15 protein-coding genes are annotated in these 14,758 nt (G+C 72.0%); 8 read left to right on the forward strand and 7 right to left on the reverse strand.

The features are described 5' to 3' along the window. The first annotated feature begins 73 nt into the window (after positions 1-73). From BG452_RS02030 to BG452_RS02040, 3 genes are all read left to right on the forward strand, one after another. Positions 74-1,072, forward strand: coding sequence for an ABC transporter ATP-binding protein (locus BG452_RS02030; protein WP_188302376.1), 999 nt, complete (start codon positions 74-76; stop codon positions 1,070-1,072). Continuing rightward, on the forward strand, positions 1,069-1,875 hold the full coding sequence (locus tag BG452_RS02035; RefSeq protein ID WP_188302377.1) for an ABC transporter permease: 807 nt from the start codon (positions 1,069-1,071) through the stop codon (positions 1,873-1,875). Before BG452_RS02030 ends, BG452_RS02035 begins: the two co-directional genes overlap by 4 nt. A 69-nt stretch (positions 1,876-1,944) precedes the next feature. Then, a complete protein-coding gene (locus BG452_RS02040; protein WP_188302378.1) occupies positions 1,945-2,697 on the forward strand; it encodes a hypothetical protein in 753 nt (250 codons plus the stop codon). 143 nt (positions 2,698-2,840) lie between these two features. Here the strand turns inward: BG452_RS02040 and ybaK are convergent, their stop codons facing one another. The 4 genes from ybaK to BG452_RS02060 form a co-directional block, all read right to left on the reverse strand. Next, positions 2,841-3,335 (reverse strand): Cys-tRNA(Pro) deacylase, encoded by a 495-nt coding sequence (gene ybaK, locus BG452_RS02045; protein WP_188302379.1) that lies wholly within the window; start codon positions 3,333-3,335, stop codon positions 2,841-2,843. Between the two features lie 17 nt (positions 3,336-3,352). After that, the gene (locus BG452_RS02050; protein WP_317620862.1) at positions 3,353-4,081 is read right to left on the reverse strand and encodes an LON peptidase substrate-binding domain-containing protein; all 729 of its coding nucleotides are present in this window, start codon (positions 4,079-4,081) and stop codon (positions 3,353-3,355) included. Positions 4,082-4,158: 77 nt separating this feature from the next. Beyond that, the gene (locus BG452_RS02055) at positions 4,159-4,977 is read right to left on the reverse strand and encodes a hypothetical protein (protein WP_188302380.1); all 819 of its coding nucleotides are present in this window, start codon (positions 4,975-4,977) and stop codon (positions 4,159-4,161) included. A gap of 129 nt (positions 4,978-5,106) precedes the next feature. Then, positions 5,107-6,453: a tetratricopeptide repeat protein gene (locus BG452_RS02060; RefSeq protein WP_188302381.1), complete on the reverse strand. Its 1,347-nt coding sequence runs from the start codon at positions 6,451-6,453 to the stop codon at positions 5,107-5,109. 286 nt (positions 6,454-6,739) lie between these two features. Between BG452_RS02060 and BG452_RS02065 the strand changes: the two genes are divergently transcribed. From BG452_RS02065 to BG452_RS02075, 3 genes are read left to right on the forward strand one after another with little or no spacing between them, the layout of a single operon-like run. Further along, a complete protein-coding gene (locus BG452_RS02065) occupies positions 6,740-7,210 on the forward strand; it encodes an ATP-binding protein (protein WP_411292871.1) in 471 nt (156 codons plus the stop codon). Positions 7,211-7,250: 40 nt separating this feature from the next. Then, positions 7,251-7,934 (forward strand): phytanoyl-CoA dioxygenase family protein, encoded by a 684-nt coding sequence (locus BG452_RS02070; protein WP_188302383.1) that lies wholly within the window; start codon positions 7,251-7,253, stop codon positions 7,932-7,934. 44 nt (positions 7,935-7,978) lie between these two features. Continuing rightward, the gene (locus BG452_RS02075) at positions 7,979-8,410 is read left to right on the forward strand and encodes a hypothetical protein (RefSeq protein WP_317620863.1); all 432 of its coding nucleotides are present in this window, start codon (positions 7,979-7,981) and stop codon (positions 8,408-8,410) included. Between the two features lie 61 nt (positions 8,411-8,471). Here the strand turns inward: BG452_RS02075 and BG452_RS02080 are convergent, their stop codons facing one another. After that, a complete protein-coding gene (locus BG452_RS02080; RefSeq protein ID WP_188302384.1) occupies positions 8,472-9,716 on the reverse strand; it encodes an MFS transporter in 1,245 nt (414 codons plus the stop codon). A 215-nt stretch (positions 9,717-9,931) separates the two neighbouring features. On the opposite strand from BG452_RS02080, the gene BG452_RS02085 reads away from it, so the two are divergent. Next, a complete protein-coding gene (locus BG452_RS02085) occupies positions 9,932-10,732 on the forward strand; it encodes a protein kinase domain-containing protein (RefSeq protein WP_188302385.1) in 801 nt (266 codons plus the stop codon). Between the two features lie 355 nt (positions 10,733-11,087). Here the strand turns inward: BG452_RS02085 and BG452_RS02090 are convergent, their stop codons facing one another. Beyond that, positions 11,088-11,621 carry a class IV adenylate cyclase gene (locus BG452_RS02090; RefSeq protein WP_188302386.1) on the reverse strand — a complete coding sequence of 178 codons (534 nt, stop codon included), beginning with the start codon at positions 11,619-11,621 and terminating at the stop codon, positions 11,088-11,090. 296 nt (positions 11,622-11,917) lie between these two features. Between BG452_RS02090 and BG452_RS02095 the strand changes: the two genes are divergently transcribed. Continuing rightward, entirely contained in the window at positions 11,918-12,742 is an 825-nt protein-coding gene (locus tag BG452_RS02095; RefSeq protein WP_188302387.1) for a class I SAM-dependent methyltransferase, read from the forward strand. A 367-nt stretch (positions 12,743-13,109) separates the two neighbouring features. Here the strand turns inward: BG452_RS02095 and BG452_RS02100 are convergent, their stop codons facing one another. After that, entirely contained in the window at positions 13,110-14,690 is a 1,581-nt protein-coding gene (locus BG452_RS02100) for an oxidoreductase (RefSeq protein WP_188302388.1), read from the reverse strand. Positions 14,691-14,758 lie beyond the last annotated feature (68 nt).

The following is a 14,758-nucleotide window of genomic DNA, read 5'->3' on the forward strand; positions in this document are numbered from 1 at the left end:
CTGTCTTCGGCGGGTTGCGGCGAGCGGGCCCCGTTGTCCGGTTCGCCCGTGTGAGCGCGTAAAGTCTCCGGTCGTGGAAGAGACGGCCGGGCGAGCACCCCAGGACACCCCGCCGTGCGTCGCCGTACGCGACCTGGTCAGGACCTACCGCACCGGGCGCGGCGCCGCAGCCACCGAGATCCGGGCCAACGACGGGATCAGCCTGACTGTCCGGCAGGGCGAGGTCTTCGGGCTGCTCGGGCCCAACGGCGCCGGGAAGTCCACCCTCGTCCGCCAGCTCACCGGGCTGCTGCGTCCGGACTCCGGGACGGTCGAACTGCTCGGGCACGACATCGTGCGCCACCCGGAACGGGCCGCCCGGCTGCTCGGCTACCTCGGGCAGGAGTCCACCGCGCTGGACGAGCTGACCGTCGCCCTCGCCGCCGAGACCACCGGACGGCTGCGCGGGCTCTCGCGTTCCGGGGCCCGTGCCGCGGCCGCGGACGTCCTCACCGAACTCGGGCTGGAACCGATCGCGGCGCGGCCGCTCGCCAAGCTCTCCGGCGGGCAGCGGCGGCTCGCCTGCTTCGCGGCCACCCTGGTGGGGGAGCGGCCGCTGCTCGTCCTGGACGAGCCCACCACCGGCATGGACCCCGTCGCCCGGCGGGCCGTCTGGTCGGCCGTCGACCGGCGGCGGGCCGAACACGGCACGACGGTGCTGCTGGTGACCCACAACGTGATCGAGGCGGAGACCGTGCTCGACCGGGTCGCCGTGGTCGACGAGGGCCGGGTGATCGCCTGCGACACGCCCGGCGGGCTCAAGGCGCTGGTCGACGGCGACGTCCGGCTCGACCTGGTCTGGCGGGACGAGGCGCCGATCGGCGTGCCCGCCGTCGCCGAACTGGCCGAGCGGGCCGAACGCACCGGGCGCCGCTGGACCGTCCGCACCACCCCCGAGCAGGCCCGCGAGCTGGTCGCCGCCGTCACCACCGGCCCGGCCTTCGCCGCCCTCGACGACTTCACCCTCGCCACCCCCAGCCTTGAGGACGCCTACCTCAAGCTGGGCGGCCGCCACGGAGGACTGGCCAAGTGACGCTGCTCTCGGTGCCCCCGCAGACCCGCCGGCCCACGGCCACCGCCCCGCTCGCCCCGGCCGCCCGGCTGCTGCCCGCGCTGGCCGCGGTGTACCGGGCGCAGCTCACCCGGGCGAAGGTGGCCCGGATCCCGCTGCTGTTCGTGGCGACCTTCCAGTCCGTCGGCATCCTGGTGATGATGCGGGGCGTCGTGGACGCCGGGCAGACCTCGGCGGCCCGCTCGGTGGTCGCCGGGTCCAGCGTGCTGGTGGTGGCCTTCGTCGCCCTCAACCTGCTGGCCCAGTACTTCGGGAAGCTGCGGGCCACCGGCGGCCTCGACCACTACGCGACGCTGCCGGTGCCGGCCGCCTCCGTGGTGCTCGGCGCCGCCGCCGCGTACGCCTCCTTCACCCTGCCCGGGACGCTCGTCACGGCCGGCATCGGCGCGGTGATGTTCGGACTGCCGCTCGGCCAGCTGTGGGTGCTGCTGGCCGTCGTGCCGCTCGCCGGGGCCGCCCTCTCCGGGCTCGGCGCGGCCTGCGGGCTGCTCGCGCCGCGGCAGGAGATCGCGACCATGCTCGGGCAGCTCGGCATGTCGGCGGCGCTGCTGCTCGGCGTGCTGCCGGTGGACCACCTGCCGCAGCCGGTGCTGTGGCTGCGCGACCTGCTGCCCTCGACGTACGGGGTGGAGGCCTTCGCCCGGACCTTCGCGCCCGACCCGGACTGGGGGATGGTGCTCGCCGACCTCGGGGTCTGCGCGGCGGTGGGCGTGGTGTCGCTGGCCCTGGCCACCTGGGCGTACCGGCGGGCCGTCGCACGGTAGCCCTCTCCGGCCGCCGTCCGGCCCGGGCGGTGGGGCCGCTCGCACGGCGGTCGTGAAACGATGGGGCCTGTGACCGTACCGAACACACCTCCGGAACCCGCCCGCGCCGACGTGCCGGCCGAGCCGGGAACCGTACCCGACCCGTTCGCACCGCCGCCGGTCTCCGCCGAGGAGCCGCCCGCCGGTCTGCCGGCGGCGCCGTCCACCGGCGGGCGCGAGGTGCCGGCCGAGCTGCGGATCGGCTCCGGGGTCGTGCTCGCGTGCCTGCTGGTCGGACTGGTGATGGCCGCGCTCTGGGCCTGGCTGGCGCCCAAGGTGCCGCTGGTCGTGGACGGGGACCGGATCCTCTACGTGGACCCCGAGGGCGAGCAGCGGGCCGGCGCCGACGCGGTCTTCGTGCTGATCGGACTGGGCGCCGGGATCCTCACCGCGCTCGGCGCCTTCCTGGTGACCCGCAAGCGCGGCGGCGGGATCTCGGTCGCGCTCGGGCTGGCGATCGGCGGACTGTTCGGCTCGTACGGGGCCTGGAAGCTCGGCCGCTGGCTCGGGCCGAGCGACAACCTGATCGCCGAGGCCCGGCGGGTCGGCAACGGCGGGCACTTCGACGCGAGCATCGACCTCGGCGCGCTGGGGGCGCTGCTGGTGTGGCCGATGACGGCGATGGTGGTGCTGCTGGCGCTGTCGGCGGCGTTCGGGAAGCGGGAGGAGGACCCGCCGCCGTACTGGGGGGTGCCGGCGGGGACGTACGGGGACCCGGCGGGGCAGGCTCCGGTGGACGCGGCTCCTGTGGTGCCGACCACGGAGGACCGGCCGCAGGGCTGAGTTTGCGTGAGCGGGTCGGGAGGTCGGCGGCCGGGTACAGGCCGGGGCCTTCCGCCCCGCGTGGTTCCCCGCGCCCCGCTCGGGGCGCGGGGATTCCGTCTGTACGGGTGGCCTCAGCCGACCTCAGCCGTCCTCAGCCGTCCTCAGCGGGCGATGGGGGCGGTGTGGGCGCGGGTGAGGGCGACGAGGTCGGCGGGGGCCAGTTCCACTTCGAGGCCGCGGCGGCCCGCCGACACGTAGATGGTCGGGTGGGTGAGGGCGCTGGCGTCGATCACGGTGCGCAGCGGGCGGCGCTGGCCCAGCGGGGAGATGCCGCCGCGGACGTAGCCGCTGCTGCGCTCGGCGGCGGCCGGGTCGGCCATGGCGGCACGCTTGCCGCCGACGGCCGCCGCCAGGGCCTTGAGGTCGAGCTGGCCGGCCACCGGGACCACGCCGACGGTGAGGGCGCCGTCCACGTCGGCGACCAGGGTCTTGAAGACGCGCTCGGCGGCCACGCCCAGAGCCTCGGCGGCCTCGCCGCCGTAGGAGGCGGCGGCCGGGTCGTGCGCGTAGGCGTGGACGGTGAAGGGGACGGCGGCGGTCTCCAGGGCGACGGTGGCGGGGGTGCCCTGGCCGCCCTTCTTCGGCTTCCTGGCCATGGGGGGAGTGCCTCGACTCAGTTGGGGCTGAAGGACTGGCGGGTGAGGTCGACCGCGGGCAGCGAGGGCAGCCAGCTGAGGACGGCGCTCTCGCGGCGCAGCAGGTCGAGTTCGGTGCGCAGCCGCTGGGCGGTGTCGGGGCAGGCGAGCAGCTGCTGCTTGACCGCGGTCTCGAACACCGAGGCGGCGGCGACCAGGTAGGAGAGCACCTGGGGGTCGTCGGGGAGTTCCTGGCGGCCGTGGGTGCTGGCCTCGCGGGCGCCGGCCAGGCGCTTCTGGTAGACCCGGAAGGCCCGTTCGACCTCGGCGCCGAGCGCGCCGGAGCCCTCGCCGGGGCTCTCCTCGATCGGCTCGACCTCGCCGGTCAGGTACGGGCCGGTGACGTCCACCGAGCGCAGCCGGAACCGGGTGGTGCCGGTGACCAGCAGCTCGTAGCGGCCGTCGGGCTGGGCCTGGGCGGAGGAGAGGTCGGCGACGCAGCCGACGTGGTACACCGCCTCCAGCGGGTCCCCGGTGACGGTGCCCAGACCGTCGAGCGGGCCGGCCGGGCCCTCCCCGGGGCGCACCGGGGAGACCTCGCGGCCGTCCTTGATGGCGAGCACGCCGAAGCGGCGCGGCTCGTCCTCGGACTGTTCGAGCAGATCGGCGACGAGACGGCGGTAGCGCTCCTCGAAGACGTTCAGGGGCAGCACGAGGCCCGGGTAGAGCACGGTGTTCAGCGGGAAGAGCGGCAGCCGTTCTGTCACGGCGGACAGCGTAGTTCCCCGGGGCCCGCCCGTGTCGCGCGGTTACCGCAGTGCCGATCTTTGGACACGCACCGTGTTCACGCGGGGGCGAGCAGGCGGTGCCCGCGCAGGGCGGCGCGGGCGCGGGCGACGCCACTGGGCGTGGCGGCGGCGCCCGTGCCGAGCGCGGGGGTCCTGGCGTCACCGAGACCTGCGCAGGGGCGGCAGATACCGGGCCGGGGCACGGGGTCGTGGCACTTGGCGCACTCTGCGGGTTCGGGGCGTGGCGCTCGGACGGGTGGCATCTTGCGTTGGAGGCGGTCGCGGAGGATGGCGGCCGGGGAGTGCATCGGTTGCGGCAGTCCGGGCAGCAGTGCGTGGGCCAACTCGGCTTCGCTGTTGCCCCGTTCGAGCCATCGGGCGACGAGGGGGGCCAGCGTCTGCGCCTCGGCCTCGCCGAGGCGCAGCCGTGGTTCGGGGCGAATCACCCGGAACAGCGTGGCCACGGCTGCGCGGGTTCGTTCATCCGGGAGGGTGGGTTCTTCTCCCGGGTCCTTTACGGGAGGGGTGACAGCGCGGCCGGTGTCCCGCTCACCGGAGGCCGGACGGGGGACATTCGGGGCGAGCTGCGGGGTGTCGAAGACATGGGCCTCGGAGCGGAGGGTCCCGTCGGGCATCCGGACGGTGTCGACCCGGTAGTACCCGGCGTCCTTGAGTTCCTTGAGCGCCCGGCGGAGGGCGCCGCGCCCCTGCGGGCTGGTGTCCGCCATGTGGCGACCGTCCTCCCGCCATCCGTTGGGGCGGGAGAGGAGGTCGGCGAGGAGGCCTCGGGCGGTGTAGCTGAGCCGACGGTCCTGCAACAGGCCGTTGGGAAGCACGGTGAAAGCGCGCGCGTGGGCGCTACGATGAATCTGCATTGGGAGTGTTGGCTCCTGTGCCGGACCCCGGGGTGTTGGTAGCACCGCCGGGGTCAACTATGTTCTGTTGATGATGCGGAAAGTAGCACAACAACTACACGGAGTGCCAAGCCTTCGCCGAATCGCCAGTCAGGCTCGGCGGCCCGTCGCCAAGGGATGGGCGCGTTCCAGGAGTTCGCGCACGTGGGCGTTCCGACGGTGTGGCTGGGTCGCGGAGAGCATCGCGCGGAAGCGGTCGTCGGCTCGGCCGGACTGGACGTGAGGGAAGTCGTCCAGGGCGAGGTTCCAGTTCTCCACGGCTTCCTCCAAGTGGCCGACTTCGAGCTGCCATTCGGCGAGCATCGCCCGGTGGCGGACGCGAGCTCGGCGGTACACGGTGGGTCGGACCTTCTCGGAGTGCTGGAGTGCGCGGATCGAGCCTTCACGGTCGCCGAGTTCGTGGTTGACCTGCGCGACGTGGTACGAGAGCGATGCGGGGTCGTAGGAGCCGTGGGCCTTGGCCTTGGACTCGGCTTGCTCCATGGCGACTTCGGCTTCGTGCAGCCTGGCGAGCGCGCCGGCACGGTCGCCGGTCTGGGCGAGGGCGTGGGCCTGCTGGCCGGCGAGGAAGGCGCGCATCCGCGGTCCGGCCTCGGGCGACGCGGCAGCGGCGGCGTTTGCGTACCTCAACGCAGGAGTGCCGTGGCCGAGTTCGACGGCCTGGACGCTCATGCCGCGCAGGGTGGTGCAGTAGGTGAGGTGGTCGCCGGCGGCGAGCGCGAGCTCCAGGGCCTTGGTGTAGTAGGCCTGGCCGAGTAGATCCAGGCGCTCGTCCACGGCCATGTAGCCGGTCAGGTAGAGGTGGTCGGCGGCGGCGGACAGCATCGCTTTGCGCACTTCGTCGTCGGCGGTGGCTTTCAGGTGCGGCGCGATGTTGTTGACCATGAACGCGGCGGCCATCGGGCGGGCGGTCCGGCCGCCGAACTGGTCGTCGATCTCGCTGATCCGCTCGGTCATGGCGATCACGGCCTCGACCTCGGCCATGCCGATCCTGCTGTGCGGATCGGTCTTCAATCGTTCGAACCGCCCGATGACGTCCGGCCAGCCGGGGATGGTGAGGGCGACCGAGTAGAGGCCCGCCCCGAGTACGCCTCTGCGCGATGGGTCCATGTCCATGCTCCCGAGGTCGATCAGTCCTGCCACCGTATCCGTGGATTGGGGCTGAACGTCAGGCTCATCGGCAAAGCCCGCCTCGAACGCCGTTACGGGTCGCCCGAGGCGGCGGGTCAAGGCCTCCAGGGCCACCTTCTGGTACTTGGCCATGGGACGGGTGCCCGAGAGCCAGTGCGAGACGGCGGACTCGTCGTACTTGAGCTTGTATCCGGCCTCGGTGCCGGCCCGGTTGACGGCGCGGGCGAACTCGCCGTTGCTCGCCCACCGGCACTCATCGACCAGTGCGGCCAGCTTGCCGTTGGGTGTCCGTTCGCGTGCTGCCATTGCCGCCCCCCGGGCCAGGTTTCAAGGGTTTCAAGCATCCGGGGTGTCTCTACCGTGTTCACGCGGAGCGCACACATGTTGACTCATTGTCAGGCCGAGTGAGAGTCCCGTAAGCCGGGGTCGCTTCGGCTCCACGATCGGCGGCGCCGCCCACCTGCTCGTCCATTCCCAGGTGGTCGGTGCTGCTCTCCAGGCCAGTGCCGAAGGGTGCCCCACCGTGGTCGTGCATTCCCATGTCTTCTTCCTGACCAGAGATCCACTCTCCGTGCCTGTCGCCCGGCACAGGGTGAGGACCCGCATTACCAACTGGGGTGTCCTCCTCGACGAGGACACGCGGCTTGCGCTGGACACGGTCATCTCTGAGCTGGTGACCAACGCCGTGCAGCACTCCGACCGACCGATGCTCACCGTCGCCGTCCACGTGAGTGTCCGGTTGCAGCGGGCCCTGGTGGAGGTCTACGACGGCTCGACCGCGCTGCCCCGGCGCCGCCGGGCCGCTGCGGACGCGGAGAGCGGCCGAGGGCTGGAACTGGTCGAGTGCCTGGCCTTGGCCCACGGCGTCGAGCGGACCGAGCGGGGCAAACGGGTCTGGGCGGAGCTGGCCCTTCCCGAGCAGCCGGTGACCCGGCGCCAGGTCCTCGCCGGGCCGCGCCGGTTGGTCCGGGCCGCCCTGAACGCGCTCGGACGCCGTGGTCGACCGCCGAAACGGACCCCGAACTGCCCCGGCAGCACCCGTCCCGCTGTTCCGGCTCGCTAGGCAGGGCTCTGCCAGGAAGGGATCAGATCCAGTGACCAGCATGACCAGGACCAACGGCGTCCTCGGCCGCCGTGGGCTGCGGACCGGCTTCGAATGGTCGGCCCCCGGTGCCGCCCGTGCGCGCGCCGCCCAGCTCCTCGCCGAACACCGCGCCCAGCAGCGCGAGATCATCCGTAACCCGCACCTGAGCGCCGAGTGGGCCCGCACGGCAGTGCGCGCCTCGCAGCTGCTGGCTGCCGTCCAAGGCGCCATCGGGCCGGACGTCGCGGTGGAGAACACCTTCCTCGTGGTGAAGTGGCCCGGTCGTGCCTTCGAGATCCCGTGGCATCAGGACGGCATCGACGCTCGCCTCGAACTGGACCCCGACCGGTCCGTCTCCGCCTGGCTGGCCATCAGCGATGCCACCGTGATCAATGGCTGCCTGCACGCCGTACCCGGCTCCCATCACTTCGGCTACCTGCCGTTGGCCCCGGAGGACGAGCACGGCGCCGCACGTGGACGGGCCGATCAGGCCAGCGGGTTCGCCTCCGACAAGGCCGCCACCTTGCCTCTTCGCGCGGGCACCGCCTTGCTCATGGACAGCCGCCTGCTGCACCGCTCCGGCACCAACACCAGCGACGGCGCCCGCGTCGGTCTGAACATCCGCTACATCGCCCCCGGGGGCATCCGCCGCCGCGACCCCCAGAGCCCCAGCCCCGACCCGGTCAGCGGGACGGGCTGGTAGCACCACCCAAGGGATCGACACCCCAGCGAGAGGAACAGAACGCCGTGACCATCCTCGAAGAGATCGCCACCCGCGAGGACCTGGTGACCAGGGTCCGCGTCCTGACCGGGGAGGACGCCGACGCGGCCCGCCGCGCCGACAAGACCCCGATCGCCAAGTCCGACTGCACCTACTACTGCCCCGACGCGGCCACCGCCGAGCGGTGCATCCAGTCCCTGCGCGAGTCCGACGAGCGCCTGCGCAGCCGCCCCGACGAGCTGATGCTCTGGGACTGGCAGTGCACCTACTGGGAGGCCGAGGCCGGCAACCCCAACGGCGGCGGTACCGTCCTGCTCGGCGTCGCCTGGTACGACCGGGCGTTCTTCGACGACCGCCGCGACGCCTGGTTCGGCGCCATGCACCAGCGGATCTACAGGGACCTCGGCATCCCGCTGGAGGACATCACCGTCACCCACTGGCAGCTGATCGCCGACTGACCTGAGCACCACCGGCACACCGGCCGGGCCCCGTACTGCGGGGCCCGGCCCATGCCCGTGCTCAGTCGCGGGCCGCCAGCTGCGGCACCGGCTCGACCTCCGACAGCGGACGGCGGCCCCGCGTCAAGGCCAGCACCAGCACGGCCCCTATCCCGCCGATCATCACCACCGCGAGGCCGCCGGTCAGGAACGCGGTTCTCGGGCCGCTGGCGGCCAGCGCGGGGACGAACAGCATCGAGATCGTCCCGCAGGTGCGGATCACGGTCAGGTCCATCGTCAGCAGCCGCCTGCGGGCGGCCGGAGGGAACAGCGCGAAGTGCGTGGAGAGCGCGATCTGCAGGAACGGCGACACCGCCCCCGACAGGGCGGACAGCGCCAGCAGCACCGGCAGCGAACCGGCCAGCCCGGTCGCTGCCAGCACCAGTCCGGATACGGCCCACGCCCCGCAGTACACCGCCGTCAGCGGCCCGGGCAGTCGCATGTTCCCGGCCACCAGGTTGCCTGCCAGGGCCCCGGCGCCGGTGCAGGCCAGGACGGCCGCGTAGGCGGAGGCCCCGGCATCGAGGCGGGTAGCCAGCAGGGCGGGCATCGCCAGCGACACCGCCCCGGCGAAGATCCCGATCCCGTGCACGGCCAGCACCACCCCGGTGTCCGGGTGGGGCCGCACCAGCGACCAGACGCCCGGCCGCACCCCCGCCGCCTTCGGGCTGGCCTGCGCGGCGGCAGCGGCCGGCCGGATGCGGGCGGCCAGCAGCACCAGGGCGAGGGTCGAGACCGCGAACGTCGCCGCGTCCACCCAGAACAGCCCGGCCAGCGGCATCACCGCCAGCAGCAGCCCGGCCGCCCCCGGACCGGCGATCCGGGCGATCCGGCCGGTCAGGTCCATCAGCCCGCTCACGGCCTGGACCTCGCCGGGCCGGACCAGGTCGGGCACCATCGCGCCGAGGTTCGGGTCGAACAGAGCCCCGCCGACGCCCAGCAGGGCGGCCGAGGCGATCAGCCCGACCGTGCCGAACTCGGCCCACGCCCACGGCAGCGCGGCCACTAGGACCAGCCGCACCGCGTCCACCACCGCGAGCGCCCGCAGAGACGCGACCCGGTCCATGATCCGGCGTCCCACCGTGCCCAGCACGATGTACGGCAGCGACTCGGCCACGGCCGCCAGCCCCATCGCCTCGGCCCCCGACCGCTCCCAGGCCATCCACATCACGGCCATCGCGTACAGGCGGTCGCCGAACACCGACGCCGTCTGCGCTCCCCACAGCAGGAGCACAGGCCCGCGCCGCAGCAACCGCACGTATCGCATGATCCACTCCGCCCCAGGAAGCACGAAGTCCCGGCAGCGAGCCGCCACCGGGAACTCCCCACACCCTAGGGCACCTTGAGGACCGCCCCGCGCAGGCGCCCCGAGCGCGGCACCCCACCACCAGCGGCCACACCCATCACTCGCCGCCGGCCTCGAACTCCGGCAGGCTGCGTAGTAGAACAACCACCGGAGATGGCCGTCCCGGAAGGACTTCTGTGCACCCTCTGATCACGAAGCTCGGGCTCGACGGCGACCCGAAACTCCTGCACGAACGGCGCGGCACCACCTTCTTCAAGGTCGGCGACACCGCCTTGAAGATCACCGATGGCCTGATGGCCGGCCGCGAAGGTGAAGTCCTAGCCGCCCTCGGAGCCGACCACTACACCGCCCACGGCCGCTATGGTCCGGGCACATGGCTGGTCATGCGGTGGATCAACGGCACCAGCCTGTGGGACGCCCTGGAACCCGCCCACCGCGGCGACGACACCCCAGCCACACGCCGCTCGATCCTGACGGCCGCAGCCGAAGCCGCCGAAGCACTCGCCGACCTGCACGCCGCCGGCTGGACCCACGGCGACCTCCAGCCCGACCACGTCGTCTTCGAGGACGACGTCGTACGAATCATCGACCTGGCCTGCGCCCAGGGCCCCGTCCCCGTACCCTTCTACGTCCACCGCGGCGGCCTGGCCCACACCACCGCCCCCGAGATCGCCACCCTGATCCTCAACACCACCGACCACATCACCGCCACCCCCGAGGCGGACGTCTGGTCACTGGCCGCCTCCCTGTTCTGGTCCTGGACTCGTACCCCGCCTACCGACTACCGCGACCCGGACGGCGGCCGGTCCAAGCTCCTCGCCGACATCGCCGCCTGCCGCCCCCGAGAGCTCGCAGCTGTCCGGCCCCGGCCGTTCCCGCCTTTTGAAGGCGCTGTGCTTGCCGGCCTCACTCATGATCCTGAACGGCGGCTGTCAGCTGCGGATCTGGCCCGGTCCTTTCGCTCTGCGAACCCGTAGGCCGCAATAGCTGGTGGGTTGGCCTTCGCGTTTCGAGGGTGACTCGGCCTGCCTCATCAGGCCTCCGCTAGGTCCCGTTTCGCGGCCCCGCCGGAAACATCCGGCGGGGCCGCGAAACCGATTGACCCCACAATCTTGGTCGGCGCCGCTGTTGCTTCTGCGATGCCGGGAAGGGGCGGGCGGGCGCTCAATCTCGGGTGGGCCCGTGTCCTGCGTGCACCTTCTGCACAGGAAGTCGGTCTGGTCGACTTCCTGTGGAAGGATCCGTCGCCGCTTCGGCAAGGCCGAAGCGGCGACGAGGGCAAAGTGATGTGCCGGACCACCTGGACCGTCCGGTGTCGGGTCATATCTCCCGTTACTCGAAGGTGAGCCGGGGAATCGCCTCGATGTCGATCCCGTACCGGTGGTAGACCTTCGTCGTGTTCTCGCTCGTCAGCTTGGCGACAGGGAACCCGAGTGAGGCCGCTGTTGCGTGGACGTGATCGGCGTTCTCCCCCTCGATCTCCAGGTACGGGGGGATCAGCGGCCACTCGTCGATCTCGATGGCTGCACCGCCCAGCGTCCAGGAGGACCGGCGGTTCTCCTGGTACGCCTTCGGTCGGTATCCGAGCTTGCCGAGGAGTGTGTTCGTGGTGTCGAAGTCGCCGACCGTCGTCTCCGTCTCGGTCACGCCGTCGATCGCCTCGGAGCGGATCTCCTTGACGCACAGCGTGACCTCGGTGCCGGTGTCGCGCAGTCGGACCCATGTCCCGGGCCGGCCCGGGATGTCGTAGACGTAGCGGCGCTGGAGTCGGTCGGCCAAGTGCCCGGCCCCCGCCTCGGTCAGCAGCGCGCGGATCTTCTCTGGGGAGATGTTGAGGATCTTCGCCTCGAACTCGGTTGCGCTCATCCGCAGTTGCCTTCCTCGGTTCGGTGCCGCTGTTCCGTTGAGTGTTTTTCGTGCGCCCCGGCCGTTCTCGGCCGGGGCGCACGGGTGATGCGGTGGTGGTGTTCGTGGACGAGGTGGGTGACGTGAGCCCATAGTTTCGGCGGCCCCGCCATTTTGGCCGGGGCCGCCGCCGAATCGGGTTCCTGGAAGGGGCGGCCGGGCGGGACTTCGCCAACGCCCACCTTGCCCACGGCGACCTCGACGGCGTGAAGTTGGAGCTCTCGACCCGCACTCACGAACCCTCCGGAGCTGCCCCAGTGACGAGCAACACCGCACAGCAGGACGCTGCTGTTGCCGACAAGGCGATCCTCGCGAACAGCGCTTATGCCGATGGACGCCACCTGGCCGCCCGCCAGTCCATCTACCGGTGGCAGCAGCCTCAGCACGACTTGCCCGGGATAGTCGTCGGAGAGCTGGCCGGTACGAGCGGGATTGTCCTCGACGTCGGCTGTGGCAACGGCAAGTTCGTGAGCCGTCTGCGCAAAGACCGGCCGGACCTTCGGCTCGTCGGGATGGACATCTCGATGGGCATCCTCACGGATGTCGAGGGGCCGGTCCTGGTAGCGGACGCTCAGGCCCTGCCCTTCGCCGGCGGCAGCGCCGATGCCGTACTCGCATTGCACATGCTGTACCACGTCAGCGATATCGAGGCCACGCTCAATGAACTGGCCCGTGTCCTCCGGCCGGGCGGCGTGCTCATCGCGTCGACCAACAGCTACACCGACAAGCAGGAGCTGGACCAGCTCTGGGCCCGGGCCGCAGGCGAGATCCTCGGAACACCAGAGGGGCCGGAACGGGTCTCGCTCAGCTCCCGCTTCGCGCTGGAAAAGGCCCCCGGTTACCTCAAGGCGGTATTCAAGGACATTCGGGTCCGGGAGTTGCCCGGCATCATCGAGGTCACCGATCCCGCGCCGATCGTCGCCCATCTGGCCTCCTACGAAGCGTGGGCCGACCAATGCGGTGTCCCGTTCCACGAAACCGTCGGTCAGGCGGCCGAGATCGTCACTGCCACGATCGAGGCCGAGGGGTCATTCAAGATCACATGCCTCGGCGGCATCCTGATCTGCCGTAATCCTCTCTAGACCTGCACAGGAAGTCGATCTGGCCGACTTCCTGTGCAGGGCAGGAAGCTTGGGCAGCAGGCGGGCGGAGTAAGGAGAGGATCACTCTTATCGTTTCGGCGGCCCCGGCCGATCTGGCCGGGGCCGCCGCTGATTCTGCAGTTCGAGAGTCAGCGCATTCGGGCGGCCTGGCCGAATCGGCCAGGCCGCCCGGGTATTGCTGGGCTTCGTGGAAAAGACGGCTGGGCGGGTGGTCAATCTTGGGTAGGCCCGCGCCTTTGGGTGTAGGGCCGCCTGGGGTCTCATCGAGGCTTGGCCCTGGAGTTGTGGGCACTGTGCGCAGGAAGTCGGTGCGGCCGCTTCCTGCGCAATCAGGCGGCGGGCGGGGTCAGCCGCGTTGGAGGAGGCGGGTGGCGCCGGTGACGACGGTGGAGGCGAGGAGCCAGCCGACGACGACGAGGCCGGCGGCGATCCACTGGCTGGTGCCGCCGGGGTTCCAGGCGCCCTGGTTGAGGTCGACGATGGGGAGCAGTTTGTCGAGGGTGTAGAGGACCGCGTTCCAGTGCGGGCGTTCGTCGGCCTTGAGCGGGTCGGGCTGGTGGGTGGCGAACCAGATGCTGCCCAGCGCCCAGGCGAGCAGCAGCCACAGGCCCGCGCGGCCGGGGCGGTAGCCGTAACCGACGGTGACGTCCTGGACCAGGCCCCAGATCCGGGCGGGCAGCGGCAGGGTCTCCCGGCGGCGGCGCTGCTTGGCGTACAGCACCTCGCGGGCGTCGTCGTCGGCGCCGTCGCGGCGCAGGGCGGCGGCGAGCTGTTCGTAGGACTCCGGCTGGAAGTCCACCGCGGAGCCCTCCAGCCAGGCGATCCGCTGCCGGACGGTGAACTGGTCGACCGGGCGCAGGTTCTCGTAGACGAAGCCGGTCAGGCCCAGGTGCTTGCCGCGCGGCCAGGACTCCGGGCGGTCGACCAGGTTGCCGACCCGGGCGCGGGAGAGCGAGACCGTCCCGGTGGGCCGGACCCGGCAGGTGAAGCGCAGTTCGGGGGTGTGGATGCGGCGCAGCGAGAGCTCGTCGTCACCCTCCAGGTGGAACTCCCCGGAGATCAGGCAGGCGGCGTCGAAGCGGGCGTCCGAGAGCCGCACCTGGCCGAAGGCGCGGAACGGGGTGGTGGGGGCGCCCGGCGGGGGGTTCTGGCCGTAGCCGGAGCCGTAGTAGCTGCGGGAGCCGAACCAGCCGCCGTCGGCGGAGCTGGTCAGGTAGAGGGTGTGGCCGACGTTGAGTCGGACGGCGTTGAGGCAGGTGCGGTTGTTCTGCGGGTCGCAGTGCAGCTGGGCGCCGCGGAGCGAGAAGCGGCCGCCTATTCGGGCCGTGCGGACGCTCAACTCGCCGCGGGTCTCCAGGCGTTCGGCCTCGAAGTCCTGGTGGACGGTCATCCCGTCGGCGGAGAGGGCGCGGCCGTAGCGGTCGCCGCCGATGACGGCCTGGTTGAGCAGCAGGTCGGTGCCGATCTTGGCGTCGGTGAGCCGGACGCCCTCGGGGATCCGGCAGCGCGCCAGGTGGAGGTCGCCGGTGGTGGACAGCCGGGAGGCCTCGATCCGCGGGATCGCGCACTCGACCATGCGCACGGTGGTGGCCGAGGCCTCCGAGACCAGGACCTTGTGCTCGAAGCGGCAGCCGCGCAGTTCGATGTACCGCTCGATGTGGCCGCCGGCCAGGTTGAGCGCGCCGGTGACGTACACCCCGCTCATCCGCAGCGAGGCGACCCGCCCGGCGGTGGGCTGCGGGCCGGCCAGCAGCAGGTGGGCGAGGACGTCGGCGCCGACCGTCCGCTCGGGCCCCCACGGGGTGTCCCCGAAGGGGTCGTCGATGTCGTTCCGGCCACACCGGCGGTCGAGGACCTCGCCCTCCCGGAAGGCCTCCCAGAGCTCCCGTTCCGTGTCGGTCCAGCCTTCTGGGGCGCTCTCCGCCATGGTTTCCCCCGTCCCCCGGTCGTCTCGCCTTTCGTATCACGGACTGAAATGTGGGACCAGCCGTTCCG

Origin of the sequence: Streptomyces sp. CBMA123, from assembly GCF_014596465.1 — a bacterium.
Taxonomy (GTDB): Bacteria; Actinomycetota; Actinomycetes; order Streptomycetales; family Streptomycetaceae; genus Kitasatospora.